The sequence below is a fragment of the Acidimicrobiia bacterium genome, from assembly GCA_035948415.1.
Taxonomy (GTDB): Bacteria; Actinomycetota; Acidimicrobiia; order IMCC26256; family PALSA-555; genus PALSA-555.
In genome coordinates, this window is record DASZJD010000036.1 from 1 (window position 1) to 21,166 (window position 21,166).

The window sequence follows — 21,166 nt, forward strand, 5'->3', positions numbered from 1 at the left end:
GCCTCGAGCGGAGGAACCGCTCTTCGGCTGCTCATCGTCAGGCATTGGCACCTGGCTACGGTCCGGGTGGATCGCAACTGGTTGCCGCGGCGTCAACGGGCCTGTCCCTCGGCCGCTCTTGATGAGCGCGTGCTGACCGGAAAGCGTAGCGCCAGGGTCCCCTACGCTGCCACTCGCTATGGCCTCAGCCCTGCACGCCCGGTCGCTCGCGGAGGAGAAGCGGCGGCGAGGGCTCCACGTCTCGGTCTGCCTCCCGGCCCGCAACGAGGCCCCCACCGTGGGGGGGATCGTCGCCACGGTCCGGGGCACCCTGACCGAGCGGGTCGGGCTCGTCGACGAGGTGGTGGTCCTCGACGACGGGTCCGAGGACGACACCGCGGCGGCCGCCGCGGCCGCCGGCGGTCGGGTCTTCCCGGTGGCGGCCGTGCTCCCGGAGCTGCCGGCGGGCGAGGGCAAGGGCAACGCCCTGTGGAAATCACTGTTCGTCACCGAGGGCGACCTCGTGTGCTTCCTCGACGCCGACGTGCGGAACTTCGCTCCGCACTTCGTGACCCGCCTGCTCGAGCCGCTGATCCTCGACCCCGCGGTCGGGTTCGTGAAGGGCCACTACGCGCGCCCGCTCCACGGGGACCCGAACGGCGGCGGCCGGGTGACCGAACTCGTGGCCCGCCCCCTCCTCTCGGCGCTCTTCCCGGCCCTGGCTCGGATCCGCCAGCCCCTCGGCGGCGAGTACGCGGCCCGCCGAGAGCTCCTCGAGGTGCTCCCCTTCGTCGAGGGGTGGGGCGTCGAGCTCGGCTTGCTCATCGACGTCGCCGACCGGTTCGGGCTCGACGCCATCGCCGAGCGGGACCTCGGCGTGCGGGAGCACCGCAACCGCTCGCTGGACGAGCTCGGCCCGCAGGCGCTGGCGGTGCTGCTCACCGGTCTGCGTCGGGCCGGCGTCGCGCCGGTCGACGTCTCGAGCGCGCTCGTGCGCTCCGGCGCGGGCGTCGCCGACGTCGCCGTCCCCGTGCGGGAACGGCCGCCGATCGTCACCGTGCCCGCCTACCGGGCCAAGTTCGGTCGGGAGCTCAGCGCCTAGCGCCGCCGCCCCGCGCCACCCGGCCGGCCTCGATCGCCGACTCCTCGACGAGGGTCGCGGCTCGGTCGAACGCCTCGCCGGCCTGCCACACCCGCTCGGTCAGCACCAACAGCTGCGCCGGGCCGCGCACCGACAGCTCCTCGCGAGCCTCGGCCGTCGCCTGTCCGGCGATCACGGCTCGATGGGGCACGCCGAGCTCGGCGGCCCACTCGAGCACGCCGCCGACGACCTTGCCGGCGAAGCTGGTGACGTCGAGCCGTCCCTCGCCGGTCACGACGAGGGTGGCGCCGTCGAGCGCGTCCTCGAGCCCGACCTCGGCCGCGACCACCTCGAAGCCAGGCTCCAGGCGCGCGCCGATCGCGGCCAGCGCGCCGGCCAGGCCGCCGGCGGCGCCGCCGCCCTCCAGCCCGGTGACGTCGACACCGGTCCGCCGCTCGTACTCGAGGGCCAGGCGCTCGAGGCGGCGACGGAGGAGCGCGACCTGCGCCTCGGTCGCGCCCTTCTGGGGGCCGAACGCCGCCGCCGCCTCGAGGAACGGCGTGGTGACGTCGCAGGCGACGGTCACGTCGAGGGCGCCGAGCGACCAACCGAGCGCGTCGAGGGCGCCGAGCCCACCGTCCGTCGTGGCACTGCCCCCGACGCCGACGAGGGCGCGGCGCGCGCCGGCGCGCGCCACCGCGCCGAGCAGCTCACCGGTGCCCCGGGTCGACGCGCGGAGAGGGTCGTTGCGCTCGACGAGCGCGAGCCCGCTCGCGCGCGCCATCTCCACGACCGCGAGTCCGCCAGGGGTCATCCCGTACTCGGCGTCGACCGGGTCGCCGAGCGGGCCGGTGACCCGGACCCGCCGGCGGCCGCCGCCGCCGGCGAGAAGCGCGTCGAGCGTCCCCTCGCCGCCGTCGGCGAGCGGGAGCTGGCGGACTTCGTCGAACCCGGCCGCCTCGAGGCCCCGCGCGATCGCCGCCGCGGCTTCCGAGGCCGTCAACGTGCTCCGGAACTTGTCAGGACACGCGACTGCGACATCCACGCTCACTAGATTGGCTTGCAATGCTCGAGCGTGTCCCCCTTCTCGAGAAGGAGCTCGACCACTACGCCGACGTCGTCGGCCCCGAGGTGGTCGCCGAGATCCACCGGGCGGCCGAGCCGCTGCAGGGGGCCCGGGTCCTGCACATCAGCGCCACCGCCTACGGGGGTGGCGTCGCCGAGCTGCTCGCCACCCACGTTCCGCTGCTGCGGAGCGTGGGCCTCGAATCGGAGTGGCAGGTGCTCCACGGCAGCGACGAGTTCTTCGCCATCACCAAGCAGGTGCACAACGCGCTGCAGGGCGCCGACATCGACTGGACGCCCCAGATGCAGCGCGTCTACCTGGAGCGGATCCTCGACAACGCGCTGCTCCTCGAGGACGGCTGGGACTTCGTCGTCGTCCACGACCCCCAGCCGGTGGCGCTGCTCCACTTCCTTCGGGCCCACCCCGACCTGTCGGGGGACCGGACCCGATGGGTGTGGCGCTGCCACATCGACCTCACCGCCGCCGACCCAACGGTCTGGGAGTTCTTCCGGCCCTTCGTCGAGCTTCACGACGCGTCGGTGTGGACACTCGAGGAGTTCGTGCCGGCGTCGCTGAAGATGGAGCGCATCCTCCACCGACCGCCCTGCATCGACCCGCTGTCGGTGAAGAACCTCGACCTGGCCACCCCGTTCTGCATCGAGCTGACCCGCCAGTACGGGATCGACCCGGCGCGGCCGATCATGTGCCAGATCAGCCGCTACGACCCGTGGAAGGACCCGGTCGGCGTGATCGAGGCCTTCCGGCTGGTCCGCGAGCAGGTGCCGGACGCGCAGCTGCTCCTCGCCGGCTCGATGGCGACCGACGACCCCGAGGCGTTCCGAGTCTGGGAGGAGACCGAGCAGGCGCGCGCCGGCGACCGCGACATCTACCTCCTCTCGAACCTGCACCAGGTGGGGTCGGTGCAGATCAACGCCTTCCAGCGCATCGCCACCGTCGTGGTCCAGAAGTCGTTGCGAGAGGGGTTCGGCCTCACCGTGAGCGAGGCACTGTGGAAGGGCCGGCCTGTGGTCGGCGGCGACGCCGGCGGGATCAAGCTGCAGGTGATGGACGGCTACGACGGCTACCTCGTCCACGGGATCGAGGACTGCGCCCGGCGCGTCATCGACCTGCTCGCCGACCCGGTGGGCGCCGACGCCCTCGGCTCCCAGGGCCGCGAACACGTGCGGGCCAACTTCCTCGCCACCCGCGAGCTGCTCGACTGGCTGCAGCTGTTCGGCGACCTGCGGTGACGGTCGTCGTCTCCAACCGCGGACCGTACGAGTTCGCGGAGGACCCGGCGGGGACGTTCCGCGCCTACCCGGGCGCCGGCGGGCTGGCCAGCTCGCTGCGACCGCTGCTGCTCTCGGGCGTCGCCGGACCGGGCGGCGCGTGGCTGGCGGCCGCGGTCGGGGACGGCGACCGCGCCGCCGTCCGAGCCGGCGCCGCCGAGGTCGAAGGGATCCGGCTCACGCTCCTCGACCTCGACCCGGCCACCTACCGACTCGCCTACGACCTGGTGTCGAACGGGACCCTCTGGTTCCTCCACCACGGCCTCTTCGACCTGCCGCGGCGGCCCCGCTTCGACCACCGGTGGCTCGAGGCGTGGGCCGGCTACGAGACGGTGAACCGGGCCTTCGCCGACGCCGCCAGCGACCTCGCCGACCACGGCGACGTGGTGCTGGTGCAGGACCTGCACCTCACCCTGGTGCCGGGGCTGCTGCGGGAGCAGCGGCCAGATCTGCGTCTCGTCTACTTCACGCACACTGCGTTCTGCGGGCCGAACTCCATCCGAGTCCTCCCGACCGAGGCCGCGCGGGCCCTGTGCGCCTCCATGGCCGGCGTGCCGTGCGGGTTCCACGCCGCCCGCTGGGCGCGGGCCTACGAGTCGTCGGCGCGCGAGGTCCTCGGCGAGGGGGCGCGACTCGCGCCGAGCTTCGTGGCGCCGCTCGGACCGGACCCGGACGCGCTCGCCGCCATGGCCAGCAGCGACCCGGCGCGCGCCGCGCTCGTGGAGCTCGACACCCTCGTTGGTGACCGTGCCCTGCTGCTGCGCGTCGACCGGATGGACCCGTCGAAGAACGTCCTGCGTGGCTTCCAGGCCTACGACCGGCTCCTCGAGACCGAGCCCACGTGGCGCGGGCGAGTGGTGTTCGTCGCCCGCCTCACGGCGTCCCGCGAGTCGCTCGCCGAGTACCAGGCCTACCGCCAGGAGGTCGAGCTGGCCGCGGCGCGCGTGAACGAGCGGTGGGCCACCCGGGACTGGCAGCCCGTCGTGCTCGACACGGGGGACGACTACCCGCGGACGATCGCCGCCATGATCCGATACGACGTGCTGCTCGTGAACTCGGTGAAGGACGGCCTGAACCTGGTGGCGAAGGAGGGACCGCTCGTCAACCAGCGCGACGGCGTGCTGTGCCTGTCGCCGGACGCGGGGGCTTGGGACGAGCTCGGCCCCGCCGCGCTCGCGGTCCACCCGTTCGACATCGAGCAGGCGGCCGGGGCGCTGCACGCGGCGCTGGCGATGCCAGCGGAGGAGCGGGCGCCCCGGGCGGCCCGACTGCGCGAGCTGGCGGGCCGGCGCACACCGATGTCGTGGTTCCAGGAGCAGCTCACGCGCGCGGCCTGAGCCCGGCCGTCAGCGCGCCGAGCAGCGCCGCCAGCCCCGCGGGCCCGCCCACGACGAGATCGGCCTCCTCGATGAGGCTCGGCGGGGCCTCGTCGGAGTCGACCGCGACGCGGATGCTGGTGAAGCCGGGGCGCTCGACGGCCCGGCGGGCGAGCGCGTCGAAGGCAGGCAGGTCGCCCGCGTCGTCGCCCGCGAAGACGCCCACGTGCACCCGCCGCTCGTCGAGCAGCGTCGTCATCGCTCCTCCCTTGTCGACCGGCACCGGCACCCGCAGCTCGGCCGACCTCCGACCGGCGCCGAGCGACAGGCCGTGCGCGCCCGCCAGCTGTTCGAGCGCGGGCCAGGCGGGCGCGGCCTCGGGTGCGACGCGCCAGTGCACCGTGAAAGCGACGGTGCCCTTCCGCTCGACGGACAGCCGCGGCCAGCGCCGCTCGGCTTCGCGTGCGGCCGCGACGACGGCGTCGACGAAGGGCGCGGCGCGCTCGTCGGTTACCGGCTCGCCCCCCACGAGCCGTTCGAGGCCGTAGACGCCGACCAGCTCGACACCGGGGACCGGCACCTGGGCCCGGAGGAAGGTGACGGGCCGCCCGCTCACCACGGCCACCAGGGCCAGCGGGGCGACGAGGGCGGCGAGGGCCTCGAGGGCGGCCGGCAGCGCGCGGGCGCGCGCCGGGTCGTCGACGATCGGGGCGAGGGTGCCGTCGAAGTCGGTCACCACGGCGCTCGAGCCGGGATCGGCGGTGATCGGCGCGAGGGCGTCCGGGATCGTCACGGCGCCGGCGCGGCCGGGGACGTCGCTACTTGCCGACCGTGACGATGCAGTCGGCCCCGGTCGCGGTCGAGGGCGGCGGGCTCGGGAACGGCTGCACCGTCGCGCCGACCACGACGCTCTTGGCGAGGGTGTCGGCCTGGGAGCTCGACCCGGTCTTGCACGCCACCGTCGTGCCGGTCTGGCTCGTCGCCGCGTTCCCCGTGAACAGGATCGCGTACCCGAGCCCCCGCAGCTTGTTCGCCATCGCGGTGGCGGCGCCGCTCACCCCCGACGCGTTGAAGACCGCGACCTTGATCTGCTTGCCGCTCGTCGTGGTCGTCGTGCCGGCGGTCCCACGGGTCGGACCGGTGACGTGGCGGGCGCTGCCCGGCGCGCCGGAGCCGTTCACGACCGCGATGAGCACGATCCCGACGACGACCGCCACCCCGACCAGGACCGCGCCTCGTGCCGCGGTGCGGAGCAGCCGCGCGCCGAGCGCCGGCGCGTGGGCGACGGCGGTCATCGGCTGCCCGGGTCGGCGCGTCGACCGTCGAGGCGACTGCGGCGTCGAACCTCGCGGGAGCGGCGAACGCGTTTCACGGTGAGCGGGTCATACTTGAACGCGGCGGGCTTCTCGAGGAGCTCGCCGAGCACCCGATAGTAGTGACTCGTGGATAACCCAAGTCGGGCTCGGATCGCCGACTCCTTCGGCCCCGGGAAGCACCACCACGAACGCTCGAAGTCGAGGATGGCGCGCTCGGGCGCCGACAGGTCCATCGTGCCCGAGTATGGCCGGCTTCCCGTTCGTGGCCGTGGATTTCGGGGCCCAGCGGGCGCCCGGCGGCGTCGTCTGGACGCTGGGACGACCGGTCTTCCGGTCACGGCCCGCCGTGGAACTCCCGGAACGCGACGAGCAGCCGCTCGCGTGCCTCAGCGCCGAGGGCCTCGACGTCCGTGACCGTCACGCGGCCGGTCAGCGCCATGGTGCGGCGGATCTGCGCGAGGTAGCGCTCGCAACCGTCGCACGCGGACAAGTGACGCTCGAAGCGGACGCGCGCGTCGGCGGGCATCGCGCCCTCGAGGTAGTCGGTGACCGCCTCGACGAACTCCTGACAGCGGTAGTCGTCCGCGCTGCGACGCAGCAACCTGGCCCGGATCATCGTGGATCGTCCTCGAAGTAGGTCTCGAGGGCACGGCGCACGGTCGCACGCGCCCGGTGCAGGAGCACCCGCTGGTTCGTCTCGGAGAGCTCGAGGGCGTTACACGCCTCGGCCGCGGTCCAGCCCTCGAGATCTCGGAGGCTGAGGACGGCCTGCTGGTTCGGCGGCAGGGTCGCCACGGCCCGCTCGACGGCGTCGAGCGTCTCGGCCGCCAGGAGATGCTCCTCGGGTTCCTCGTCCCATGCCGATGGCGGCGCCGCCCACGCTCCCGCCCGCCGGCCCCGGCGGCGGAACCGCCCGGGATCGACGGCGGGCTGGTCGGCGTCGAGCTCGTCGCTCAGCGACGCGAACGGGACGCTGCGGCGCTCCCGAACGCCCGTGCTCCGCGCCCGGTTGGCGAGGATCCGATGCAGCCACGTCTTCACCGCCGACCGCTGCTCGAACCGACCGACCCCCGTGATGACCGCCATCCAGGTGTCCTGGACGACCTCCTCGACGGCGGCCGGCGTCGCCACGTACGAGCGCGCCAACCGCCGCAGCGAGGCGTCGTAGCGGTCCAGCAGCCAGCCGAACGCGGCCTCGTCGCCGCGGCGCAGCGCGTCGACCAGGACCCCATCGTCGGCGAAGTCGGCGGCGACGTCGGCCATTCATCCGCATTCTCGCAGCGCCCCGCGGTGTAACGGCCGCGCCCTCCGTGGAGACTGGACCGCGTTGGCCCGCACGTGCAGGCGAGCGAGAGGAACCGATGGCACTCGGCGTGAGGTGTCCGGCACCGGCCGGGACGCGGCGCGGACCCGGGACCGGGCCGGGCCGGTGACGGCCGACGCGCCGCGTCCGCCGCGCTGGTCGCCCCGACGGAAGTACGGCGTCGCGGCGGTGGCGCTCGCAATGCTCGCGGCGGCGGGGGTCGCGGTGGCCAGCCAGTCGAACCCGAGCAGCGTCGCCGGTGGCGTCGACGTCAACCACCTGTCGGTCGGCCCGGCCCCGCCGAGCCTCGCCGACGCCAAGGGCTGGCTGAACACGGCGCCGCTCACCGCCGCCGACCTGCGGGGCAAGGTCGTCCTCTACGACTTCTGGACCTACTCGTGCGTCAACTGCGTCCGCACCCTCCCGCACGTTCGGGCCTGGTTCGACCGCTACCGGCAGGACGGGCTCGTCGTCGTCGGGATCCACTCCCCCGAGTTCGACTTCGAGAAGGACCACGGCAACGTGACGTCCGCCGTGCAGCGCCTGCACGTCGACTACCCGGTGGCGCTCGACGACAACATGGACATCTGGAACGCGTTCGGCACCCAGTACTGGCCCGAGGAGTGGGTCTCGGACCGCCAGGGCCACCTCCGGTACATGGACGTCGGCGAGGGCAACTACCAGAGCACCGAGGCCGTGCTGCGCAAGCTGCTGGGCGTGCCCGCCCGCGCCCCCCGCGCTGCCCCGCCCGGCGCGGGGAACCTGGGCCAGCCCCCCACGGCGGCACAGAGCGTCACCGCCGAGACCTACCTCGGCCTCGAGAAGGGGGCGACGGGCGCGCAGCCCGGGCCCGCCACGTACCCGAACGTCGGCACGCTGCCGGAGGGGACGGCGCGCCTCGTCGGCGCGTGGGACGCCACCGCGCAGCAGGTGCAGGCCGTGGCCCCCGGTGCCGCCGTCGTGCTCGGCTACCGCGCCCGGGCGGTGAACCTCGTGATGGCGGCCGCGTCGGCGCAGCCGGTGCGGGTGGACGTGCAGCTGGACGGCAAGCCCCTGCCGCCCGCGGAGCGGAGCCCGGCCGTGCAGGTCGACGCCCAGGGCCGGACCTTCCTGAGGGTCTCGACGCCCGATCTGTACCCGGTGGTGCTCGGCGGGCGCGTCGAGGGCCACACGCTGCGCCTCACCGCGGCAGGTTCCGGCGTCCAGGCGTTCGCGTTCACCTTCGGCGCCTGAGTGGCCGCCCAGCTGGTCGCGCTGTTCGGCGCCGGGGTGGCGTCGTTCCTCGCCCCGTGCATCGTGCCGCTGCTGCCCGCGTACCTCGGGATCATCGCCGGCGAGACCGCCGACGCTCGCGACCCGGCCCGGGCCGTGCCCGCCACCGTCGTGTTCGTGCTCGGCTTCGCGGTCGTGTTTGCGGGGCTCGGCGCCGTCGCGGGCCTGCTCGGGTCGTCGCTGCACGACGTCCAGCAGGCGGTGCAGCGGGTCGGCGGCGTGGTCGTGGCCGTGATGGGCCTGGCGCTCCTCGGCGTCCTCCGGGGACCCTTCGCACGGGAGCGCCGGCTGGTGCCACGGGTGCCGACCGGCCGGGGCCCGGCGCGCCCGTTCGTGGTCGGGGTCGCCTTCGGTGCCGCGTGGAGCCCGTGCGTCGGGCCGCTCCTGGCGGCGGCGCTCACCTTGGCCGCCCGCAGCGGCCAGGTCGGACGGGGCACCCTCCTGCTGCTGGCGTACGCGCTCGGAATCGGTGTGCCGTTCCTCCTCGCGGCATTAGGCCTGGCCTCCTTCCCGAACCTCGCCGAGCGCCTCCGGCGAGCGGGGCCGGTCCTCGAGCGCGTCGCCGGCGTGCTGCTCGTGATCCTTGGCGTCCTCCTCGCCACCGGGGCCTACGGACACCTGACCTCGTACCTGGCGCGCTTCACGCCTGCGGTCGGCGGCCTCTGACCGCTCACGGCGATCACAGACCGCGAGGCGCGCGGCGCGACGGACGCGACTCGAGATCGCGGGCGGGCCGAGCTCGCATGTCACCTTGATTCGAGACCGCGGCGTCCGGAACAATGGCGCGCCCCACGCGGAGGTGGTACCGGTGGCTGGGCGAGGACGGGACCGGCGCTTCGGGGGATCGCTCGTGCCGGCACGAGGTCTCGGGCGCACGCGAGCTAGGAACCGGCGAGCCATGACGAGCCGGTGAGGAAGCCCGGACTGGACGGGTCGGCCTGGCCGTCCGAGCGTCAGGAGCTGCTGCTCCGCGCTGCGTTGCTCGATCGGGACGCCGCCGGCGCGGCATGGGCCGAGCTCGCCCCGGACCTGCACCCCGACCGGCCCGACGAGGACCCTGAGGTCCTGCGTCTCCTCCCGCTCGTGCACCACAACCTTCGTCGGGCCGGAATCACGGACCCGCACGCGGATGCCCTTGGCGCCGCGACGCGCCAGAACTGGTACCGGACGCGCACCGTCCTGGCGGGCGCGGCGCCGGCGCTGTCGTGCCTCCTCGCGGCCGGCGTCCCGACGATGGTCCTGAAGGGTGCACCGCTGGCGCTCCGGTATTACGCCCACCCGTCCCTCCGCTTCTTGAGCGACGTCGACGTCCTCGTCCCGACCGCGGCGGCCGAACCGAGCCTGGACCTGCTCACGGCCGCCGGATGGCGCCGCCAGAGCCCGATCCCTCGCCGGCGCCTGTTCCGGGCCCGGCACTCCGAGAACCTCGTCCACGACGAGCACGGCAACCTCGACCTGCACTGGCGCCTCTCGATGCCCCTCGTGCTGGCCGCTGACCGCGAGCGCTCCGAGGAGGACTTCTGGCAGGCGGCCGAGCCGCTCACGGTGGCCGGGGTCGAGACCCTCGCCCCCTGCCCCGCCGACCTCGTCCTCCACGTCTGCGTCCACGGCGCGTGGACGCTGTCTGAGGCCACGGCGCGGTGGGTCGCCGACGCGATGACGGTCATCCGGTCGACCGGAGACCGGATGGACTGGGACCGTCTCACGACCCAGATCGCGCGGCGTCGCGTCGTCATCGGGCTCCGCAACGACCTGACCTACCTCGCACGGGACTTCGGCGCACCAGTGCCCGGAGCGGTGCTCGAGCGCCTCCGGCGCGCGCCGGTGAGCCGACGCGAGGCGCGGACGTACCGGTCGTTGACCCGGTCGCTCCCACGCGGCGGGCTCCGCGAGACCGCGGGGCGGTTCCGCGGCTACTGGCTGGAGAAGACGGGGGCGCTGCCGCGCTGGCGCCAGGTCCGCGAGCTACCCGGCCATCTGGAGGACCACTGGGGTCTCGCCCACGCCTGGGAGATCCCGCTCGAGGCCGTCGCTCGGCTCGCCCGTCACCTCGGCCTGGCCCGCAAGGCCGGGGCCGACTGAGCCGGGGCGCGCCGCGCGGCGCGAGCAGCCGGTCAGCGAGTGGCTTGGTGTCGCGCCCGGCGTAGCGATCGGACGCGCGCGACGCCGGCCGAGAGCTTCCGCCGGGCGCCCGACGACAGCATCCGGAACCGGATCCAGGCGTGGAGCGCCCGAACTTTCGCCCGGTCCCGGTGCAGCCCTTCGCCCGGCGGGCGGGGACGGAGTCCGAGGCGACGGAGCCGGCTGTTCCACGCGTGGACCTCCTGGGTGCGGTTCGCGGCCGCGGTCGTGACGCTGCACGACAGCGCCACCGAGACGTCGGTGCCGCCGATGACCCAGTGGAAGGCGTAGGGCGGGATGTAGAGCGCGTCGCCGGGCCCGAGCACGAAGCGGGTGACGCGCTCGGGGAGCCGGTCGAGGTTGAGGACCGCCGGCCCGTAGCGACGCTCGACCTGCCGCTGGCCCTCGGAGGCGTCGCTGAACTCGCCGATGAAGAGCTCCTTCGTGCCCTCGAGCTGGAGCAGGACGTTGTGGTTGTGGTCGACGTGGGCTGGAACGACGGCGCCGGGCGACGCGATGAGCGCCAGCGACTCGCTCGGTCCCAACGTTCCCTCCGAGGTCGGGATCGCGGCTCGGATCGGCTCGACCCAGCGCTCGACGAGCGCGTCGTACGGCGTGGCCGTGTCGATGTGCCAGAGGACCATCCAGCAGTGGTTCTCCTCGATCCCCTCGATCACCGCTCGGGCCGACAAGGGCAGCCGTTCGGCCTCACCGGTGGGCAGCACGAGGGGGAGGTCGGCGCGGTGGTGCTCGACGAGGTTGCCAGGATGGACCTCGGCGACCGCGGCCAGGGCCTCTCTCGACAACGACGGATGACCGCTCAGCCCGTGCCGCAGCTGGAGGGGGCGGCGCCCGATGGCGCCCCGCAGGGCTGCCGGGTCGAGTCCGACCAACGCGTCCGTGGTCATCGCCCAGCGCTCGCGGAGCGGCGTCGACGCAGCCAGCGGACGGCGAGGACGATCCTCGCCTTCGTCCAGTCCGCCAGCCGGGACTCGGCCGGGCCCCGAGGACGGAGGCGCAGCTCGCGCAGATGACGGTTGGCGAGGTGGACCAGCTCGGCCCGCTCGCTGTCGACGGTGGAGAAGCTGGCGGACAGGGCGGTGGACGGCTCCGGCCCGCACCGCACCCAGTGGATGGTGTACGGCGGCAGGAAGAGCCCCTCACCCGGGCCCAGCTGGATGACCCGGACCTCGTCCGGCATCGCGGCGAGGTTGAGGTGGCGGCCGAAGTTGCGCTCGATCTCGGCGAGCTCACGGTCGGGGTCGGTGAAGGCCCCGATCATCACCTCCTTCGTGCCGACGAGCTGCAGCAGGAGGTTGTCGTGACGGTCGCAGTGGGCCGGCACCGTGGATCCGGGCGAGCCGCAGAACAGGGACGCGTCGCGTCGAACCATGCCCCCGCCGTAGGAGCCGAGCACCCGCTCGGCCTGGTCCAGGGTCTCGCGAACGAGCGGTCCCACCTTGGGCGTGTGATGGACGTGATAGAGGCGGACCGACAAGCAGCGTCGAGCGAGGTCCTCGAGGGCCGCGCCGCCGTCGGGGTACGGGAGCGCCCGAGGGGGTGGGCTGAGGACAGGGAGCTCTCCGTCGTTGACCGTGATCCAGGCTGACGGCAGGCGCCGTCCGATCTCCCCGAGGGCGGAGGGTTCGAAGTCCGCGAACGCTGGTGCCTGGTGCGCGAAGCGCAGCGGCTGCGCCGCAGCAGCAGCCCGGCGCAGCTCCGCGGGCTCGACGTCGAGCCACTGCCGGCGATCGACCGGGCCGAGGTGGTCCACGTTCATCGCGGCGCGCCTCACCGCGGCGCGCCGGGTCTACTCCGGGTGCCAGGGCGCGGCCGGCCGCTCGACCACCGGTCCGGCGCGTGGCCCCGACCGCTCGGCCACCTCAGGTGGGGGAACGGCACCCGTCGTCGGATCGATCGGCTAGCGGTCGCTGGGCCGCCAGATCGGCGTGCAGCGAACTTGGCTGGCGCTGATCGTGTTGAGTGGCTCGGTGACCGGCGTCCGGTCTGCGACCGCCGGCGGCTCGTAGCTCTCATCTCGCATCGTGGTCTCGCTCCCTCGTCGTCGCCTGAGGTCCTTCACGCCCGTTCTTCCTGCGCCACGCGAGGGTCAGCGGCGGCACCACGACACTGTGATTGATCGTGTTCAGCGGCTCGGTCACCGACGTCCGCCCCACGACCGCCGGTCGCTCATAGCTCTCGTCGTGCATGGCTCTCCCTCCTCCCTCGCCGTCGTCCGTCCGGGGACGGTTCTCGGACCGCCTACGAGTCGTGGCGCGTCGGCCTCCACGCCGGGGTGAGCGGCTGGCTGCTGGTGGCCGCGTTCAGCGGCTCGCTGACCGAGGTGCGCTCCACGACCTCCGGCGACTCGTACGCCAACGCGGTGGGCTCGTCCCCGTCGTGCGGGCGCCAAACCGGGGTCCGCACGCCGCCGCTCGTGCTCACGACGTTGAGTGGTTCGGACACCGGCGTCCGGTCGTCGACCCGCGGCCGCTCGTAGCGTTCTCCTCGCATCCAACTCCTCCCGCTGCTGGCACCGATGCCGGGCGAGCACCTAGTGCTCGCGCTTCGACCTCCAGGCCGGAGTCTTGAACACCTGGCTGCTGCTCGCCGCGTTCAGCGGCTCGCTGACCGGGGTCTGCCCCGCGACGCGGGGCGGCTCGTAGGCCGCGGGCTCGTCGCCCCGGGCGGACCCGTGCCAGGCCGGGGTGGCAAACGGAACGCCGCCGCTGGTGTTCACCGCGTTGAGGGGCTCGGACACCGACGTTCGGTCGTCGACCCGGGGCCGCTCGTAGCTCGCTTCTCCCATCGGATTCCTCCTTCGTACTCGCAATGGTGGCCGCAGCCGCGTCGGCTACAGCTGGTCTGGCTTCGTCCTCCACGTCGGTGTCGGTACCGAGTTGCTGTTCGTCAACGTGTTCAGTGGTTCGCTGACCGGCGTGTGCTCCTCGACCCCCGGTCGCTCGTAAGCCTCGACCGCGGGCTCGTCCCCCGCGGCACGGGACCGCCAGGCCGGGGTGAACGCCACACCCTGGCTGGTGTTGATCACGTTGAGCGGCTCGGTGACCGTCGTCCGGTCCTCGACCCGGGGTCGCTGGTAGCGGTCATCCTGCATTGCCGTCCTCCCTCGTCGATGGCGGCCGCCTGCGGTCGGGGTCCGCCGTTCTCCATAACGGGGTGCCGGCGAGCGGGTTGCTGTTCGTCACCGCGTTCAGTGGCTCTCGGACCGGTGTCTGCCCTGCGACCCCCGGTGGCTCGTAGGCCTCGGCCACGGGCTCGTCCCCCGCGGCGTGCGACCGCCACGCGGGCGTGATGTTGATGACGCTGTGGCTGGTGTTGATCGTGTTGAGCGGCTCGGTGACCGTCGTCCGGTCCTCGACCCGCGGTCGCTCGTAGCGGTCATCGTCCATCGCAGTCCTCCCGTCTGGGCCCGCCCGCTAGCGGTCGGGCTCGTCGTCCGGTTGCGTCGTCCGCCACGCCGGGGTGTTTGTGAGCGGATTGCTGTTGGACACCGCGTTCAGCGGATCGCTGACCGGTGTCTGCCCCGCGACCCCGGGTGGCTCGTAGGCCTCGGCCACAGGCCCGTCCCCCGCGGCGCGCGACCGCCAGGCCGGCGTTTCGGGAAGGCCATGGCTGGTGTTGATCGTGTTGAGCGGCTCGGTGACCGTCGTCCGGTCCTCGACCCGCGGTCGCTCGTAGCGGTGATCGTCCATCGCAGTCCTCCCGTCTGGGCCCGCCCGCTAGCGGTCGGGCTCGTCGTCCGGTTGCGTCGTCCGCCACGCCGGGGTGACCGTGAGCGGATTGCTGTTGGACACCGCGTTCAGCGGATCGCTGACCGGCGTGTGCGCCGCGACCGCCGGCGCGTCGTAGTCGTCGTCCCCCGCGCCCGACCGCCAGGCCGGCGTGGTGGGAAGGCCATGGCTGGTGTTGATCGTGTTGAGCGGCTCGGTGACCGTCGTCCGGTCCTCGACCCGCGGTCGCTCGTAGTGGTCGTGCATCGCAGCTCCTCCTCCCTGGGACGCCCACTGGTGGTCGTCCGATGCCCTCTGTCTCGGGGTGAGGAACGCGGCTCGCGTCCGGTCTCGGCGTTCTCCGGGCCGGGAACAGGGGCGTGCTCGTCCTCGCACGCCACCCGTCGCCCCCGACGGTGCCCCACCCTTCCCCGTGCCCCGCCCTTCCGGGTTCGTCGATCGAGCTCGACGTCCGCCCGCCGCTATCGCCGGCGTTGCCGCCCTTGCCCGACGCTTGCCCTCCGCCGCATCGATCGGGACTTCACTACGCTGCGTGACACTAGAGGCCGCGGATCCCTCAGGGCAAGGACCAATCGGTGCCAGATCTCGATCGCGTCGTCACGCTGGGTGACATCTCGTTACGCCTCGTGGCCGCGGACGCGGCCGGGGCCGCCGCGCTCGAGCTCAGCGTGGGCCCCGCGGGCGTGTCCGCCCCGGGGGCTGCGGCCCCCGTCGGGACGGTGCGCGCCGGGGGGGCCGCGCCGACGCTACCCGAGCGACCGCCGGATCAGGTCTACGACGACCGCCGGGTCTGGCTCGAGCACGACGACCTCCTGTTCTTGGACCTGACCGGCGTCGTCGCCCGGTCCGGGCCCACGACGGCGACGATCGGCGGCGGTCCGGGCCGCGAGCTCGCCGCCCTCGGGATCCGGCGGCTGTTCCTCTGCGCGGTGGGCCACCTGCTCGGCTTCCAGGACCGGCTCCTCGTCCACGGGGGCGCGGTCGTCGTGGACGGCCGGACCGTCCTTGTCCTCGGAGAGAGTGGGAGGGGCAAGTCGACGGTCGCCCTGGCCGCCCTCGAGCAGGGGTGGCCGGTCCTGTCGGACGACCTGGTGATCCTGCGGCGCGCCGAGGACGGCATCGACGTCGCCGGCGTGCCCCGGCCACCGACGGTCCCGACGGACCTGCAGGCCGAGGTGGAGGGCGCGGCGCGACCGGTCGCCGACGACCCGCGGGGTCGGGCCCAGCTCGCCCCCGACGTGCTCACGGGCGGCTTCCACCGCGTCGGCGCGGTCGTCGTCGTGGGCCACGGGAGCGAGCCGCTCGGCGAGCTAGCGCCGGTCGCCGGGCGTCACGTCCACCTGGTGCTCGTGGGCTCGTTCCCCGCCGCGAGCCACCCCGACCAGCTCCGGCGGGCGCATCCGGTGTTCGCGGAGCTGACGCGGCTGCCCTCCTGGGCGCTGCGGCACGGCACCGACGCCGCTCGCCGTCTGGCGTCGACGGCCGCGGCGATTCGCGGGCTCAGCCTGGCGGCGACCCGTCGCTGAGCAGCCCGAGGCTGGACAGCTCGTCGAGGAACGACCGCACGTCCGCCTCGACCTGCGCCGCCGGCATTGACGGATAGCGGTCGAGGACCACGCGGCACAGGTCCGGGAGGTCTCGGCGACCGTCGAGCGCGTCCCACACCAGCGTGCCGACCGCGTTCAGGGTGATGAGCTCGGTTCCGGCAGGATCGACCAGGACCGCTCGGTCTTCGACGAGGTCCGACACCACGTCGGGGTTTCGGCCCGGCGCCACGGGCGCGCATCGTATCGAACGCGCGACGGGAGCCGTTCCCCGAACCGGTCCGTCGTGTCGCCCGGACCGGTGTCGCACGCTTCCCCCGACCGCGGCGCGGCCGCGCGGTCGTGGCGGCGGCGCCGCTCGGCGAGGGGGTGGGGAGCCGGGTGTCGGGATCGAACCGACGGCCTCTGCTTTACAAGAGCAGCGCTCTGCCAGCTGAGCTAACCCGGCGCGCGCCGCGAAAGGCTACCCGGCGCGCTGTCGCGCGACCTCGAAGCACGCGACCGCGGCCGCAGCCGCGACGTTCAGGGACTCGACCGGTCCTGGCATCGGGACTCGCGCCACGACGTCGCAGCGCGCCCGGACCAGCCGGGCCAGGCCGGTGTCCTCGGCGCCGAGCACCAGCACGAGCGGACGATCGGCCACCGCGAGGTCGGAGACCAGGGCCTCGCCGCGCGCGTCGAGGCCGACGGTCCAGACTCCGGCGCGGCCAGCCTGGTCGAGGGCGGTGGCGACGCCGCCGACGAGCGCGACCGGGAGGTGCTCGACGGCGCCCGCCGCGGCCTTGACCGCCGCCGGCGTGAGCAGCGCGGCCCGGTGGCGGGGGAGGATGGCGCCCGAGGCGCCCGCGGCCAGCGCCGTGCGCAGCACCGCCCCGAGGTTGCGGGGATCGGTGACCCCGTCGAGGGCGACGAGGAAGGCGTCCTCCCGTTCCAGCAGGCCCGCGAGCGGCGCCGGCGTCACCGGGGCGGCGCGGGCGACGACCCCTTGGGTCGCCTCGACCCCCGACTCCTCCCGCAGCTGGTCGGCGTCGCGCCAGCGCACCCGGGCGCCGGCCGCAGCTGCCAGCTCGGCCAGCTCGTCGGCGACACGCCCGGCGCTGCGGGCCAGCGACACCATGCGCACCGGACGGCGTCCGGCCCGGAGGAGCTCGGCGACGGCGCGCCGACCGGGGACCACGGCGCCGCCGAGGTCATCGCCGCGGCGACGCGTCACCGGTGGTGCCAGACGGTCCCGCCCGGCGTGTCCTCCAGCACGATCCCGTCGTCGGCCAGCTCGGCCCGGATGCGATCGGCGGTCGCGAAGTCGCCCTGCTCACGGGCGGCGTCACGGGCGGCGACCCGGGCGTCCACGTCCGTGTCGGCACCGGTCCCCGGGTCGACGGTCAGGCCGAGTACACCCGAGAGCTCGATGACGGCCGCCACCAGCGCCGCGGCGTGGAGGCGGTCGCCGTCCTCGATGGCCCGGTTCGCTCGGGCGACGGCGTCGAAGATGGCCGCGAGCGCTCCGGGGGTGCCGAAATCGTCGTCCATCTCGGCCCGGAAACGGTCGCAGGTCTCTTCGTCTGGCGCCACGTCGGCGGGCACGCCGTCGGCGGCAGCACGGCGGGCGAGGGCATCGAGCCGGCCCGCGGCGTGGGCCGCTGCGGCCAGCTCGGCGTCGGCGAGGTCCGTGGCCTTCCGGTAGTGGGTCTGCAGCACCGCGACCCGGAAGGCGCGAGCGCCGTGCTCGTCGAGCGCCTCGGCGAGGGTGCGGAAGTTGCCGAGCGACTTCGACATCTTCTCCCCGCTGACCTCGACCATCCCGGAGTGGAGCCACCGGCGGGCGAAGGGATGCCCGGCGGCCTCGGCCTGTGATCGTTCGTTCTCGTTGTGCGGGAAGACGAGGTCGTCGCCGGCGCCGTGGAGGTCGAAGCCCTCGCCGAGGAGGTCGAGGGCCATGGTCGAGCACTCGATGTGCCAGCCCGGGCGACCGGGGCCCCACGGCGAGTCCCAGGACGGCTCACCTGGCTTGGCGGCCTTCCAGAGCGCGAAGTCCACCGGGCTGCGCTTCGCCTCGTCGACCTCGACCCGGGCGCCCGCCGATTCGAGAAGCTGATCCACGGTTTGGTGTGCGAGCGCCCCGTAGTCGGGGTAGGAGCGCACGTCGAAGTAGACGCCGCGGCCTTCGACGACGTAGGCGTGGCCGCGCTCGACCAGCTCGGCGATGCGGTCGAGCATGTCGTCGATGTAGGCGGTCGCGTGCGGCACCGCGTCGGGCCGTTCGACGCCGAGCCGGTCCACCTGCTCCCAGTACGCGGCCTCGAAGCGACGGGCCAGCTCCGGCTCGGTGCCGCCGGTCTCGTGGGCCCGGGCGATGATCTTGTCCTCGACGTCGGTGATGTTCGAGACGAACGTCACCTGGTAGCCCCGCCAGCGGAGGTAGCGGCGGATCGTGTCGTAGACGACCACGGTGCGGCCATGTCCGACGTGGGGCACGCCGGAGACGGTCTGCCCGCACACGTAGATCGACACCCGGCCGGGCTCGCGGGGCTCGAGGTCGACCTTGGCCCGTTGCAGCGTGTCGTACAGCCGGACGGTCATCGCCGCCGAGGGTACCGCCGCCTCGTCAGGCGTCACCGGGGACTTCGCGCGCGACCAGCGCCACCGCCCACGCCGCGACCGCCTCGCCGCGACCGACCGCGCCCACGCCTTCGCCGCGCTTGGCCTTCACCCCGACCGGACCGCCCACAGCGACGGACAGGCGCTCGGCCATCGCCTCGACGTGCGGCCCCAGCCGCGGCCGCTCGGCCGCGACCACGACGTCGACGTTTCCGATCGACCACCCCGCCGCGGCGAGGCGCGCCGCGATGTCGCGCAGCAGGTCGACCGAGTCGGCGTCGCGGAGGCGCTCGTCGGTGGCCGGAAACGTGGTGCCGAGATCGGGCAGGCCGGCCGCACCGAGCAGCGCGTCGGCGACCGCGTGGGCCACGACGTCGGCGTCGGAGTGGCCAACGAGGCCGGGGCCGTCGACGGTGACGCCGCCGAGCACGAGCGGACGGTCGCCGCCCACGGCGTGCACGTCGTAGCCGAGACCGACGCGGACGCTCACGACGGCCGGCGCACCAGCGCCGCCGCCAGCGCCAGGTCCGCGGGGGTGGTCACCTTGAGGTTGGACGGGTCGCCCGGCACCACGACGACGGTGCCACCGGCCGCCTCGACGAGCGCGGCGTCGTCGGTGGCGTCCCCGCCGGCGGCATGCGCGGCGCGCAGCGCGTCGGCGCGGAAGGCTTGGGGGGTCTGCACCGCGACGAGCGCGTCGCGGGCCACGGTGGCGACGACGCGGTCGTGCTCGACCTGCTTGACGGTATCCGTCAGCGCGATCGCCGGCACGGCGCCGTCGGCGCCGTCGCGGATGGCATCGATGACCGCGGCGAACAGCGGCGGTGACGCCAGCGGCCGCGCCGCATCGTGCACGACGACGACGTCGCATCCCGGTGCGACGGCTCGGAGGCCGGCCCGGACCGACTCGGGCCGGCTGGCGCCGCCCGCGACCGCGGCGCTGACCGGAACGCCGTCCCAGTCGACACCGGGGGGGAGGACGACCACCACGTCGTCGCAGGCGCGGCCGGCGACGGTGACGGCGCGGTCGACGAGGCGCGAGCCGCAGAGGACCGCGAACTGCTTCCGCGCGCCGTACCGGCTGCCGCCGCCGGCGGCGACCACGATCGCCGCGCTGCGTCCCACGGCGGCCGCGCTACTTGCGGCGGGCCGCCGCCTTCTTCGGCGACGCCGCCTTGCGTCCAGCAGCCGCCTTCCGGACCGGCGTCTTGCGGCCGTTGGCGCCGGGCGTCGCGCGCCGGCGGCTGCGGGTGACCCTGACCTCCTTGCCGGCGAGGACGTCGTCGAGGCGAGCCTCGGCGGTCTCCTCGTCGACGTTGAGGGCGAAGGTGAGCTCGGACACCAGGATCTGACGCGCCCGGGCGAGCATGCGCTTCTCGCCGGCCGAGAGCCCCTTGTCGGCCTCCCGCAGGGACAGGTTCCGCACGACCTCGGCGACCTGGTAGATGTCGCCGCTCTTCAGCTTCTCGACGTGGTTCTTGAAGCGCCGCGACCAGTTCGTCGGCATCCGCGCCTCCTTCTTGCGGAGGACGGCGAACACCTCCTCGACCTCCTCGTCGTTGATCACGTCGCGCAGGCCGATCTCCTCGGCCTTGTCGACCGGGATCGAGACCTTCAGATCCCCGTAGGTGATGCGCAAGACGAAGTAGTCCGTCTTGTGCCCGTCGAAGACCCGCTTCTCCTTGCCCTCGATGATGGCGGCCCCGTGGTGCGGGTAGACGACCTTGTCACCGACGGCAAACGACATGCGGTTCCTCGCGAGGGCAGAGCGCAGCGGGAAGTGAGGAACCACCAGAGTACCAGACCGCCCGGAGTCCGCCGGTATGCGGTCGCCTAACCTCGGGCGCGCCGGAGGTGACCACTTGCCCGCACGTCGCCTGCTCAACACCACCGACCTGTTCGCGGCGCTTCCGGACGCCGCGCTCGCCGGGCTCGAGCGCCAGGCCGAGGTCCGCCACTACGCGCGTAACCAGGTCCTGTTCCGCCAGGGCGACGGGTCCGACGAGCTGTTCGTCATCGAGCGGGGACGGATCGCCATCGCCCAGCGCTCCAGCGACGGTCGGGAGTCCGTCGTGGCCGTCCTCGAATCGGGCGGGCTCTTCGGCGAGTTCGGCCTCTTCGACGAGGCGCCGCGCTCGACCGACGCGCGGGCGCTCGTCGATTCGGCGGTCGTCGTGCTCGGGTACGAGCCGGTGCGGGCGGTGCTCCGAGCCCAGCCCGAGCTGCTGTGGGTGATCGTGCGGCTCCTCGCCGGCCGGCTGCGGGCCACGAACGAGGCGCTCGCCGACGCCGTGTTCCTCGACGTCCCGGCCCGGACCGCCAAGCGCCTCCTCTACCTCGCCGCCGGCCGCGAGCGGTTCTCGCTGCCCGTCACCCAGGAGGAACTGGCCGGCATGGTCGGCGCCTCGCGGGAGCGGGTGAACAAGGCGATCTCGCTCTTCACCCGGCTCGGGTGGCTGAGCCTCGAGGGTCGCAGCCAGTACCGGATCCTGGACCGCCAGGCCCTCGAGGACCGGGCCACCCTCTGAG

27 protein-coding genes, 1 tRNA gene, 1 pseudogene and 1 riboswitch are annotated in these 21,166 nt (G+C 74.0%); of the genes and pseudogenes, 8 read left to right on the forward strand and 21 right to left on the reverse strand.

Annotation, left to right across the window (positions count from 1 at the left end; translation table 11 throughout):
* Positions 1–28: 28 nt before the first annotated feature.
* A riboswitch (SAM riboswitch) is annotated at positions 29–128 on the reverse strand.
* 50 nt (positions 129–178) lie between these two features.
* Positions 179–1,081 carry a glucosyl-3-phosphoglycerate synthase gene (locus VG869_05105; GenBank protein HEV3450566.1) on the forward strand — a complete coding sequence of 301 codons (903 nt, stop codon included), beginning with the start codon at positions 179–181 and terminating at the stop codon, positions 1,079–1,081.
* Here the strand turns inward: VG869_05105 and VG869_05110 are convergent.
* Complete coding sequence (locus tag VG869_05110; protein ID HEV3450567.1) at positions 1,071–2,111, reverse strand: glycerate kinase; 1,041 nt, start codon at positions 2,109–2,111, stop codon at positions 1,071–1,073. The genes VG869_05105 and VG869_05110 overlap by 11 nt on opposite strands.
* Positions 2,112–2,125: 14 nt before the next feature.
* Between VG869_05110 and VG869_05115 the strand changes: the two genes are divergently transcribed.
* Together VG869_05115 and VG869_05120 are read left to right on the forward strand one after the other, a co-directional pair.
* Positions 2,126–3,376, forward strand: a complete 1,251-nt coding sequence (locus VG869_05115; protein ID HEV3450568.1) for a glycosyltransferase — start codon at positions 2,126–2,128, stop codon at positions 3,374–3,376.
* Positions 3,373–4,752: a trehalose-6-phosphate synthase gene (locus tag VG869_05120; protein ID HEV3450569.1), complete on the forward strand. Its 1,380-nt coding sequence runs from the start codon at positions 3,373–3,375 to the stop codon at positions 4,750–4,752. The genes VG869_05115 and VG869_05120 overlap by 4 nt, the downstream gene beginning before the upstream one ends.
* Here VG869_05120 and otsB read toward each other — a convergent pair.
* The 5 genes from otsB to VG869_05145 all read right to left on the reverse strand — a co-directional run bounded on the left by otsB (position 4,736) and on the right by VG869_05145 (position 7,310).
* Positions 4,736–5,524, reverse strand: coding sequence for a trehalose-phosphatase (gene otsB, locus VG869_05125; protein ID HEV3450570.1), 789 nt, complete (start codon positions 5,522–5,524; stop codon positions 4,736–4,738). The two genes, VG869_05120 and otsB, sit on opposite strands and share 17 nt — an antisense overlap.
* Before the next feature lie 25 nt (positions 5,525–5,549).
* Entirely contained in the window at positions 5,550–6,026 is a 477-nt protein-coding gene (locus tag VG869_05130; GenBank protein HEV3450571.1) for a LytR C-terminal domain-containing protein, read from the reverse strand.
* A complete protein-coding gene (locus VG869_05135; protein ID HEV3450572.1) occupies positions 6,023–6,280 on the reverse strand; it encodes a DUF3263 domain-containing protein in 258 nt (85 codons plus the stop codon). The genes VG869_05130 and VG869_05135 overlap by 4 nt, the downstream gene beginning before the upstream one ends.
* 101 nt (positions 6,281–6,381) lie before the next feature.
* Positions 6,382–6,663 (reverse strand): zf-HC2 domain-containing protein, encoded by a 282-nt coding sequence (locus VG869_05140; protein ID HEV3450573.1) that lies wholly within the window; start codon positions 6,661–6,663, stop codon positions 6,382–6,384.
* Entirely contained in the window at positions 6,660–7,310 is a 651-nt protein-coding gene (locus VG869_05145) for an RNA polymerase sigma factor (protein ID HEV3450574.1), read from the reverse strand. The genes VG869_05140 and VG869_05145 overlap by 4 nt, the downstream gene beginning before the upstream one ends.
* 115 nt (positions 7,311–7,425) lie before the next feature.
* Here VG869_05145 and VG869_05150 point away from each other — a divergent pair, with 115 nt between their 5' ends.
* The 3 genes from VG869_05150 (at position 7,426) to VG869_05160 (ending at position 10,704) form a co-directional block, all read left to right on the forward strand.
* Positions 7,426–8,583 (forward strand): redoxin family protein, encoded by a 1,158-nt coding sequence (locus tag VG869_05150; protein ID HEV3450575.1) that lies wholly within the window; start codon positions 7,426–7,428, stop codon positions 8,581–8,583.
* Positions 8,584–9,288 (forward strand): cytochrome c biogenesis protein CcdA, encoded by a 705-nt coding sequence (locus tag VG869_05155; GenBank protein ID HEV3450576.1) that lies wholly within the window; start codon positions 8,584–8,586, stop codon positions 9,286–9,288.
* Positions 9,289–9,531: 243 nt separating this feature from the next.
* Entirely contained in the window at positions 9,532–10,704 is a 1,173-nt protein-coding gene (locus VG869_05160) for a nucleotidyltransferase family protein (protein HEV3450577.1), read from the forward strand.
* Positions 10,705–10,736: 32 nt separating this feature from the next.
* On the opposite strand, the gene VG869_05165 is transcribed toward VG869_05160, so the two are convergent.
* The 8 genes from VG869_05165 to VG869_05200 form a co-directional block, all read right to left on the reverse strand.
* Complete coding sequence (locus tag VG869_05165) at positions 10,737–11,651, reverse strand: cupin domain-containing protein (GenBank protein ID HEV3450578.1); 915 nt, start codon at positions 11,649–11,651, stop codon at positions 10,737–10,739.
* A complete protein-coding gene (locus tag VG869_05170) occupies positions 11,648–12,523 on the reverse strand; it encodes a cupin domain-containing protein (GenBank protein HEV3450579.1) in 876 nt (291 codons plus the stop codon). The genes VG869_05165 and VG869_05170 overlap by 4 nt, the downstream gene beginning before the upstream one ends.
* A gap of 482 nt (positions 12,524–13,005) precedes the next feature.
* Complete coding sequence (locus tag VG869_05175) at positions 13,006–13,257, reverse strand: hypothetical protein (GenBank protein HEV3450580.1); 252 nt, start codon at positions 13,255–13,257, stop codon at positions 13,006–13,008.
* Positions 13,258–13,297: 40 nt separating this feature from the next.
* Positions 13,298–13,552, reverse strand: a complete 255-nt coding sequence (locus tag VG869_05180; protein HEV3450581.1) for a hypothetical protein — start codon at positions 13,550–13,552, stop codon at positions 13,298–13,300.
* A 45-nt stretch (positions 13,553–13,597) separates the two neighbouring features.
* A complete protein-coding gene (locus VG869_05185) occupies positions 13,598–13,858 on the reverse strand; it encodes a hypothetical protein (protein ID HEV3450582.1) in 261 nt (86 codons plus the stop codon).
* Entirely contained in the window at positions 13,848–14,153 is a 306-nt protein-coding gene (locus VG869_05190) for a hypothetical protein (GenBank protein HEV3450583.1), read from the reverse strand. Before VG869_05190 ends, VG869_05185 begins: the two co-directional genes overlap by 11 nt.
* A gap of 27 nt (positions 14,154–14,180) precedes the next feature.
* Complete coding sequence (locus VG869_05195) at positions 14,181–14,456, reverse strand: hypothetical protein (protein ID HEV3450584.1); 276 nt, start codon at positions 14,454–14,456, stop codon at positions 14,181–14,183.
* A gap of 27 nt (positions 14,457–14,483) precedes the next feature.
* Positions 14,484–14,741, reverse strand: coding sequence for a hypothetical protein (locus tag VG869_05200; protein ID HEV3450585.1), 258 nt, complete (start codon positions 14,739–14,741; stop codon positions 14,484–14,486).
* A 329-nt stretch (positions 14,742–15,070) separates the two neighbouring features.
* On the opposite strand from VG869_05200, the gene VG869_05205 reads away from it, so the two are divergent.
* Positions 15,071–16,021, forward strand: a complete 951-nt coding sequence (locus tag VG869_05205; protein ID HEV3450586.1) for a hypothetical protein — start codon at positions 15,071–15,073, stop codon at positions 16,019–16,021.
* On the opposite strand, the gene VG869_05210 is transcribed toward VG869_05205, so the two are convergent.
* From VG869_05210 to VG869_05240, 7 genes and pseudogenes are all read right to left on the reverse strand, one after another.
* The gene (locus tag VG869_05210; protein ID HEV3450587.1) at positions 15,996–16,271 is read right to left on the reverse strand and encodes a PqqD family protein; all 276 of its coding nucleotides are present in this window, start codon (positions 16,269–16,271) and stop codon (positions 15,996–15,998) included. The genes VG869_05205 and VG869_05210 overlap by 26 nt on opposite strands.
* A 143-nt stretch (positions 16,272–16,414) precedes the next feature.
* Positions 16,415–16,487 (reverse strand) — tRNA-Thr (locus tag VG869_05215).
* A gap of 15 nt (positions 16,488–16,502) precedes the next feature.
* The gene (gene rlmB / locus VG869_05220) at positions 16,503–17,252 is read right to left on the reverse strand and encodes a 23S rRNA (guanosine(2251)-2'-O)-methyltransferase RlmB (protein ID HEV3450588.1); all 750 of its coding nucleotides are present in this window, start codon (positions 17,250–17,252) and stop codon (positions 16,503–16,505) included.
* A complete protein-coding gene (gene cysS, locus VG869_05225; GenBank protein ID HEV3450589.1) occupies positions 17,249–18,619 on the reverse strand; it encodes a cysteine--tRNA ligase in 1,371 nt (456 codons plus the stop codon). The genes rlmB and cysS overlap by 4 nt, the downstream gene beginning before the upstream one ends.
* A gap of 25 nt (positions 18,620–18,644) precedes the next feature.
* Complete coding sequence (gene ispF, locus VG869_05230) at positions 18,645–19,127, reverse strand: 2-C-methyl-D-erythritol 2,4-cyclodiphosphate synthase (GenBank protein HEV3450590.1); 483 nt, start codon at positions 19,125–19,127, stop codon at positions 18,645–18,647.
* The gene (gene ispD, locus VG869_05235) at positions 19,124–19,762 is read right to left on the reverse strand and encodes a 2-C-methyl-D-erythritol 4-phosphate cytidylyltransferase (protein ID HEV3450591.1); all 639 of its coding nucleotides are present in this window, start codon (positions 19,760–19,762) and stop codon (positions 19,124–19,126) included. The genes ispF and ispD overlap by 4 nt, the downstream gene beginning before the upstream one ends.
* A gap of 145 nt (positions 19,763–19,907) precedes the next feature.
* A pseudogene (locus tag VG869_05240) lies at positions 19,908–20,384 on the reverse strand (CarD family transcriptional regulator).
* A 115-nt stretch (positions 20,385–20,499) separates the two neighbouring features.
* Here VG869_05240 and VG869_05245 point away from each other — a divergent pair.
* Positions 20,500–21,165 (forward strand): Crp/Fnr family transcriptional regulator, encoded by a 666-nt coding sequence (locus VG869_05245; protein HEV3450592.1) that lies wholly within the window; start codon positions 20,500–20,502, stop codon positions 21,163–21,165.
* The last annotated feature ends 1 nt before the right edge of the window (position 21,166 follow it).

Coding starts and splice junctions, on each gene's coding strand:
- VG869_05105 (HEV3450566.1), top strand. CDS start 179: ATGGCCTCAGCCCTGCACGCCCGGTCGCTCGCGGAGGAGAAGCGGCGG.
- VG869_05115 (HEV3450568.1), top strand. CDS start 2,126: ATGCTCGAGCGTGTCCCCCTTCTCGAGAAGGAGCTCGACCACTACGCC.
- VG869_05130 (HEV3450571.1), bottom strand. CDS start 6,026: ATGACCGCCGTCGCCCACGCGCCGGCGCTCGGCGCGCGGCTGCTCCGC.
- VG869_05135 (HEV3450572.1), bottom strand. CDS start 6,280: ATGGACCTGTCGGCGCCCGAGCGCGCCATCCTCGACTTCGAGCGTTCG.
- VG869_05140 (HEV3450573.1), bottom strand. CDS start 6,663: ATGATCCGGGCCAGGTTGCTGCGTCGCAGCGCGGACGACTACCGCTGT.
- VG869_05145 (HEV3450574.1), bottom strand. CDS start 7,310: ATGGCCGACGTCGCCGCCGACTTCGCCGACGATGGGGTCCTGGTCGAC.
- VG869_05165 (HEV3450578.1), bottom strand. CDS start 11,651: ATGACCACGGACGCGTTGGTCGGACTCGACCCGGCAGCCCTGCGGGGC.
- VG869_05170 (HEV3450579.1), bottom strand. CDS start 12,523: ATGAACGTGGACCACCTCGGCCCGGTCGATCGCCGGCAGTGGCTCGAC.
- VG869_05175 (HEV3450580.1), bottom strand. CDS start 13,257: ATGCGAGGAGAACGCTACGAGCGGCCGCGGGTCGACGACCGGACGCCG.
- VG869_05180 (HEV3450581.1), bottom strand. CDS start 13,552: ATGGGAGAAGCGAGCTACGAGCGGCCCCGGGTCGACGACCGAACGTCG.
- VG869_05185 (HEV3450582.1), bottom strand. CDS start 13,858: ATGCAGGATGACCGCTACCAGCGACCCCGGGTCGAGGACCGGACGACG.
- VG869_05190 (HEV3450583.1), bottom strand. CDS start 14,153: ATGGACGATGACCGCTACGAGCGACCGCGGGTCGAGGACCGGACGACG.
- VG869_05195 (HEV3450584.1), bottom strand. CDS start 14,456: ATGGACGATCACCGCTACGAGCGACCGCGGGTCGAGGACCGGACGACG.
- VG869_05200 (HEV3450585.1), bottom strand. CDS start 14,741: ATGCACGACCACTACGAGCGACCGCGGGTCGAGGACCGGACGACGGTC.
- cysS (HEV3450589.1), bottom strand. CDS start 18,619: ATGACCGTCCGGCTGTACGACACGCTGCAACGGGCCAAGGTCGACCTC.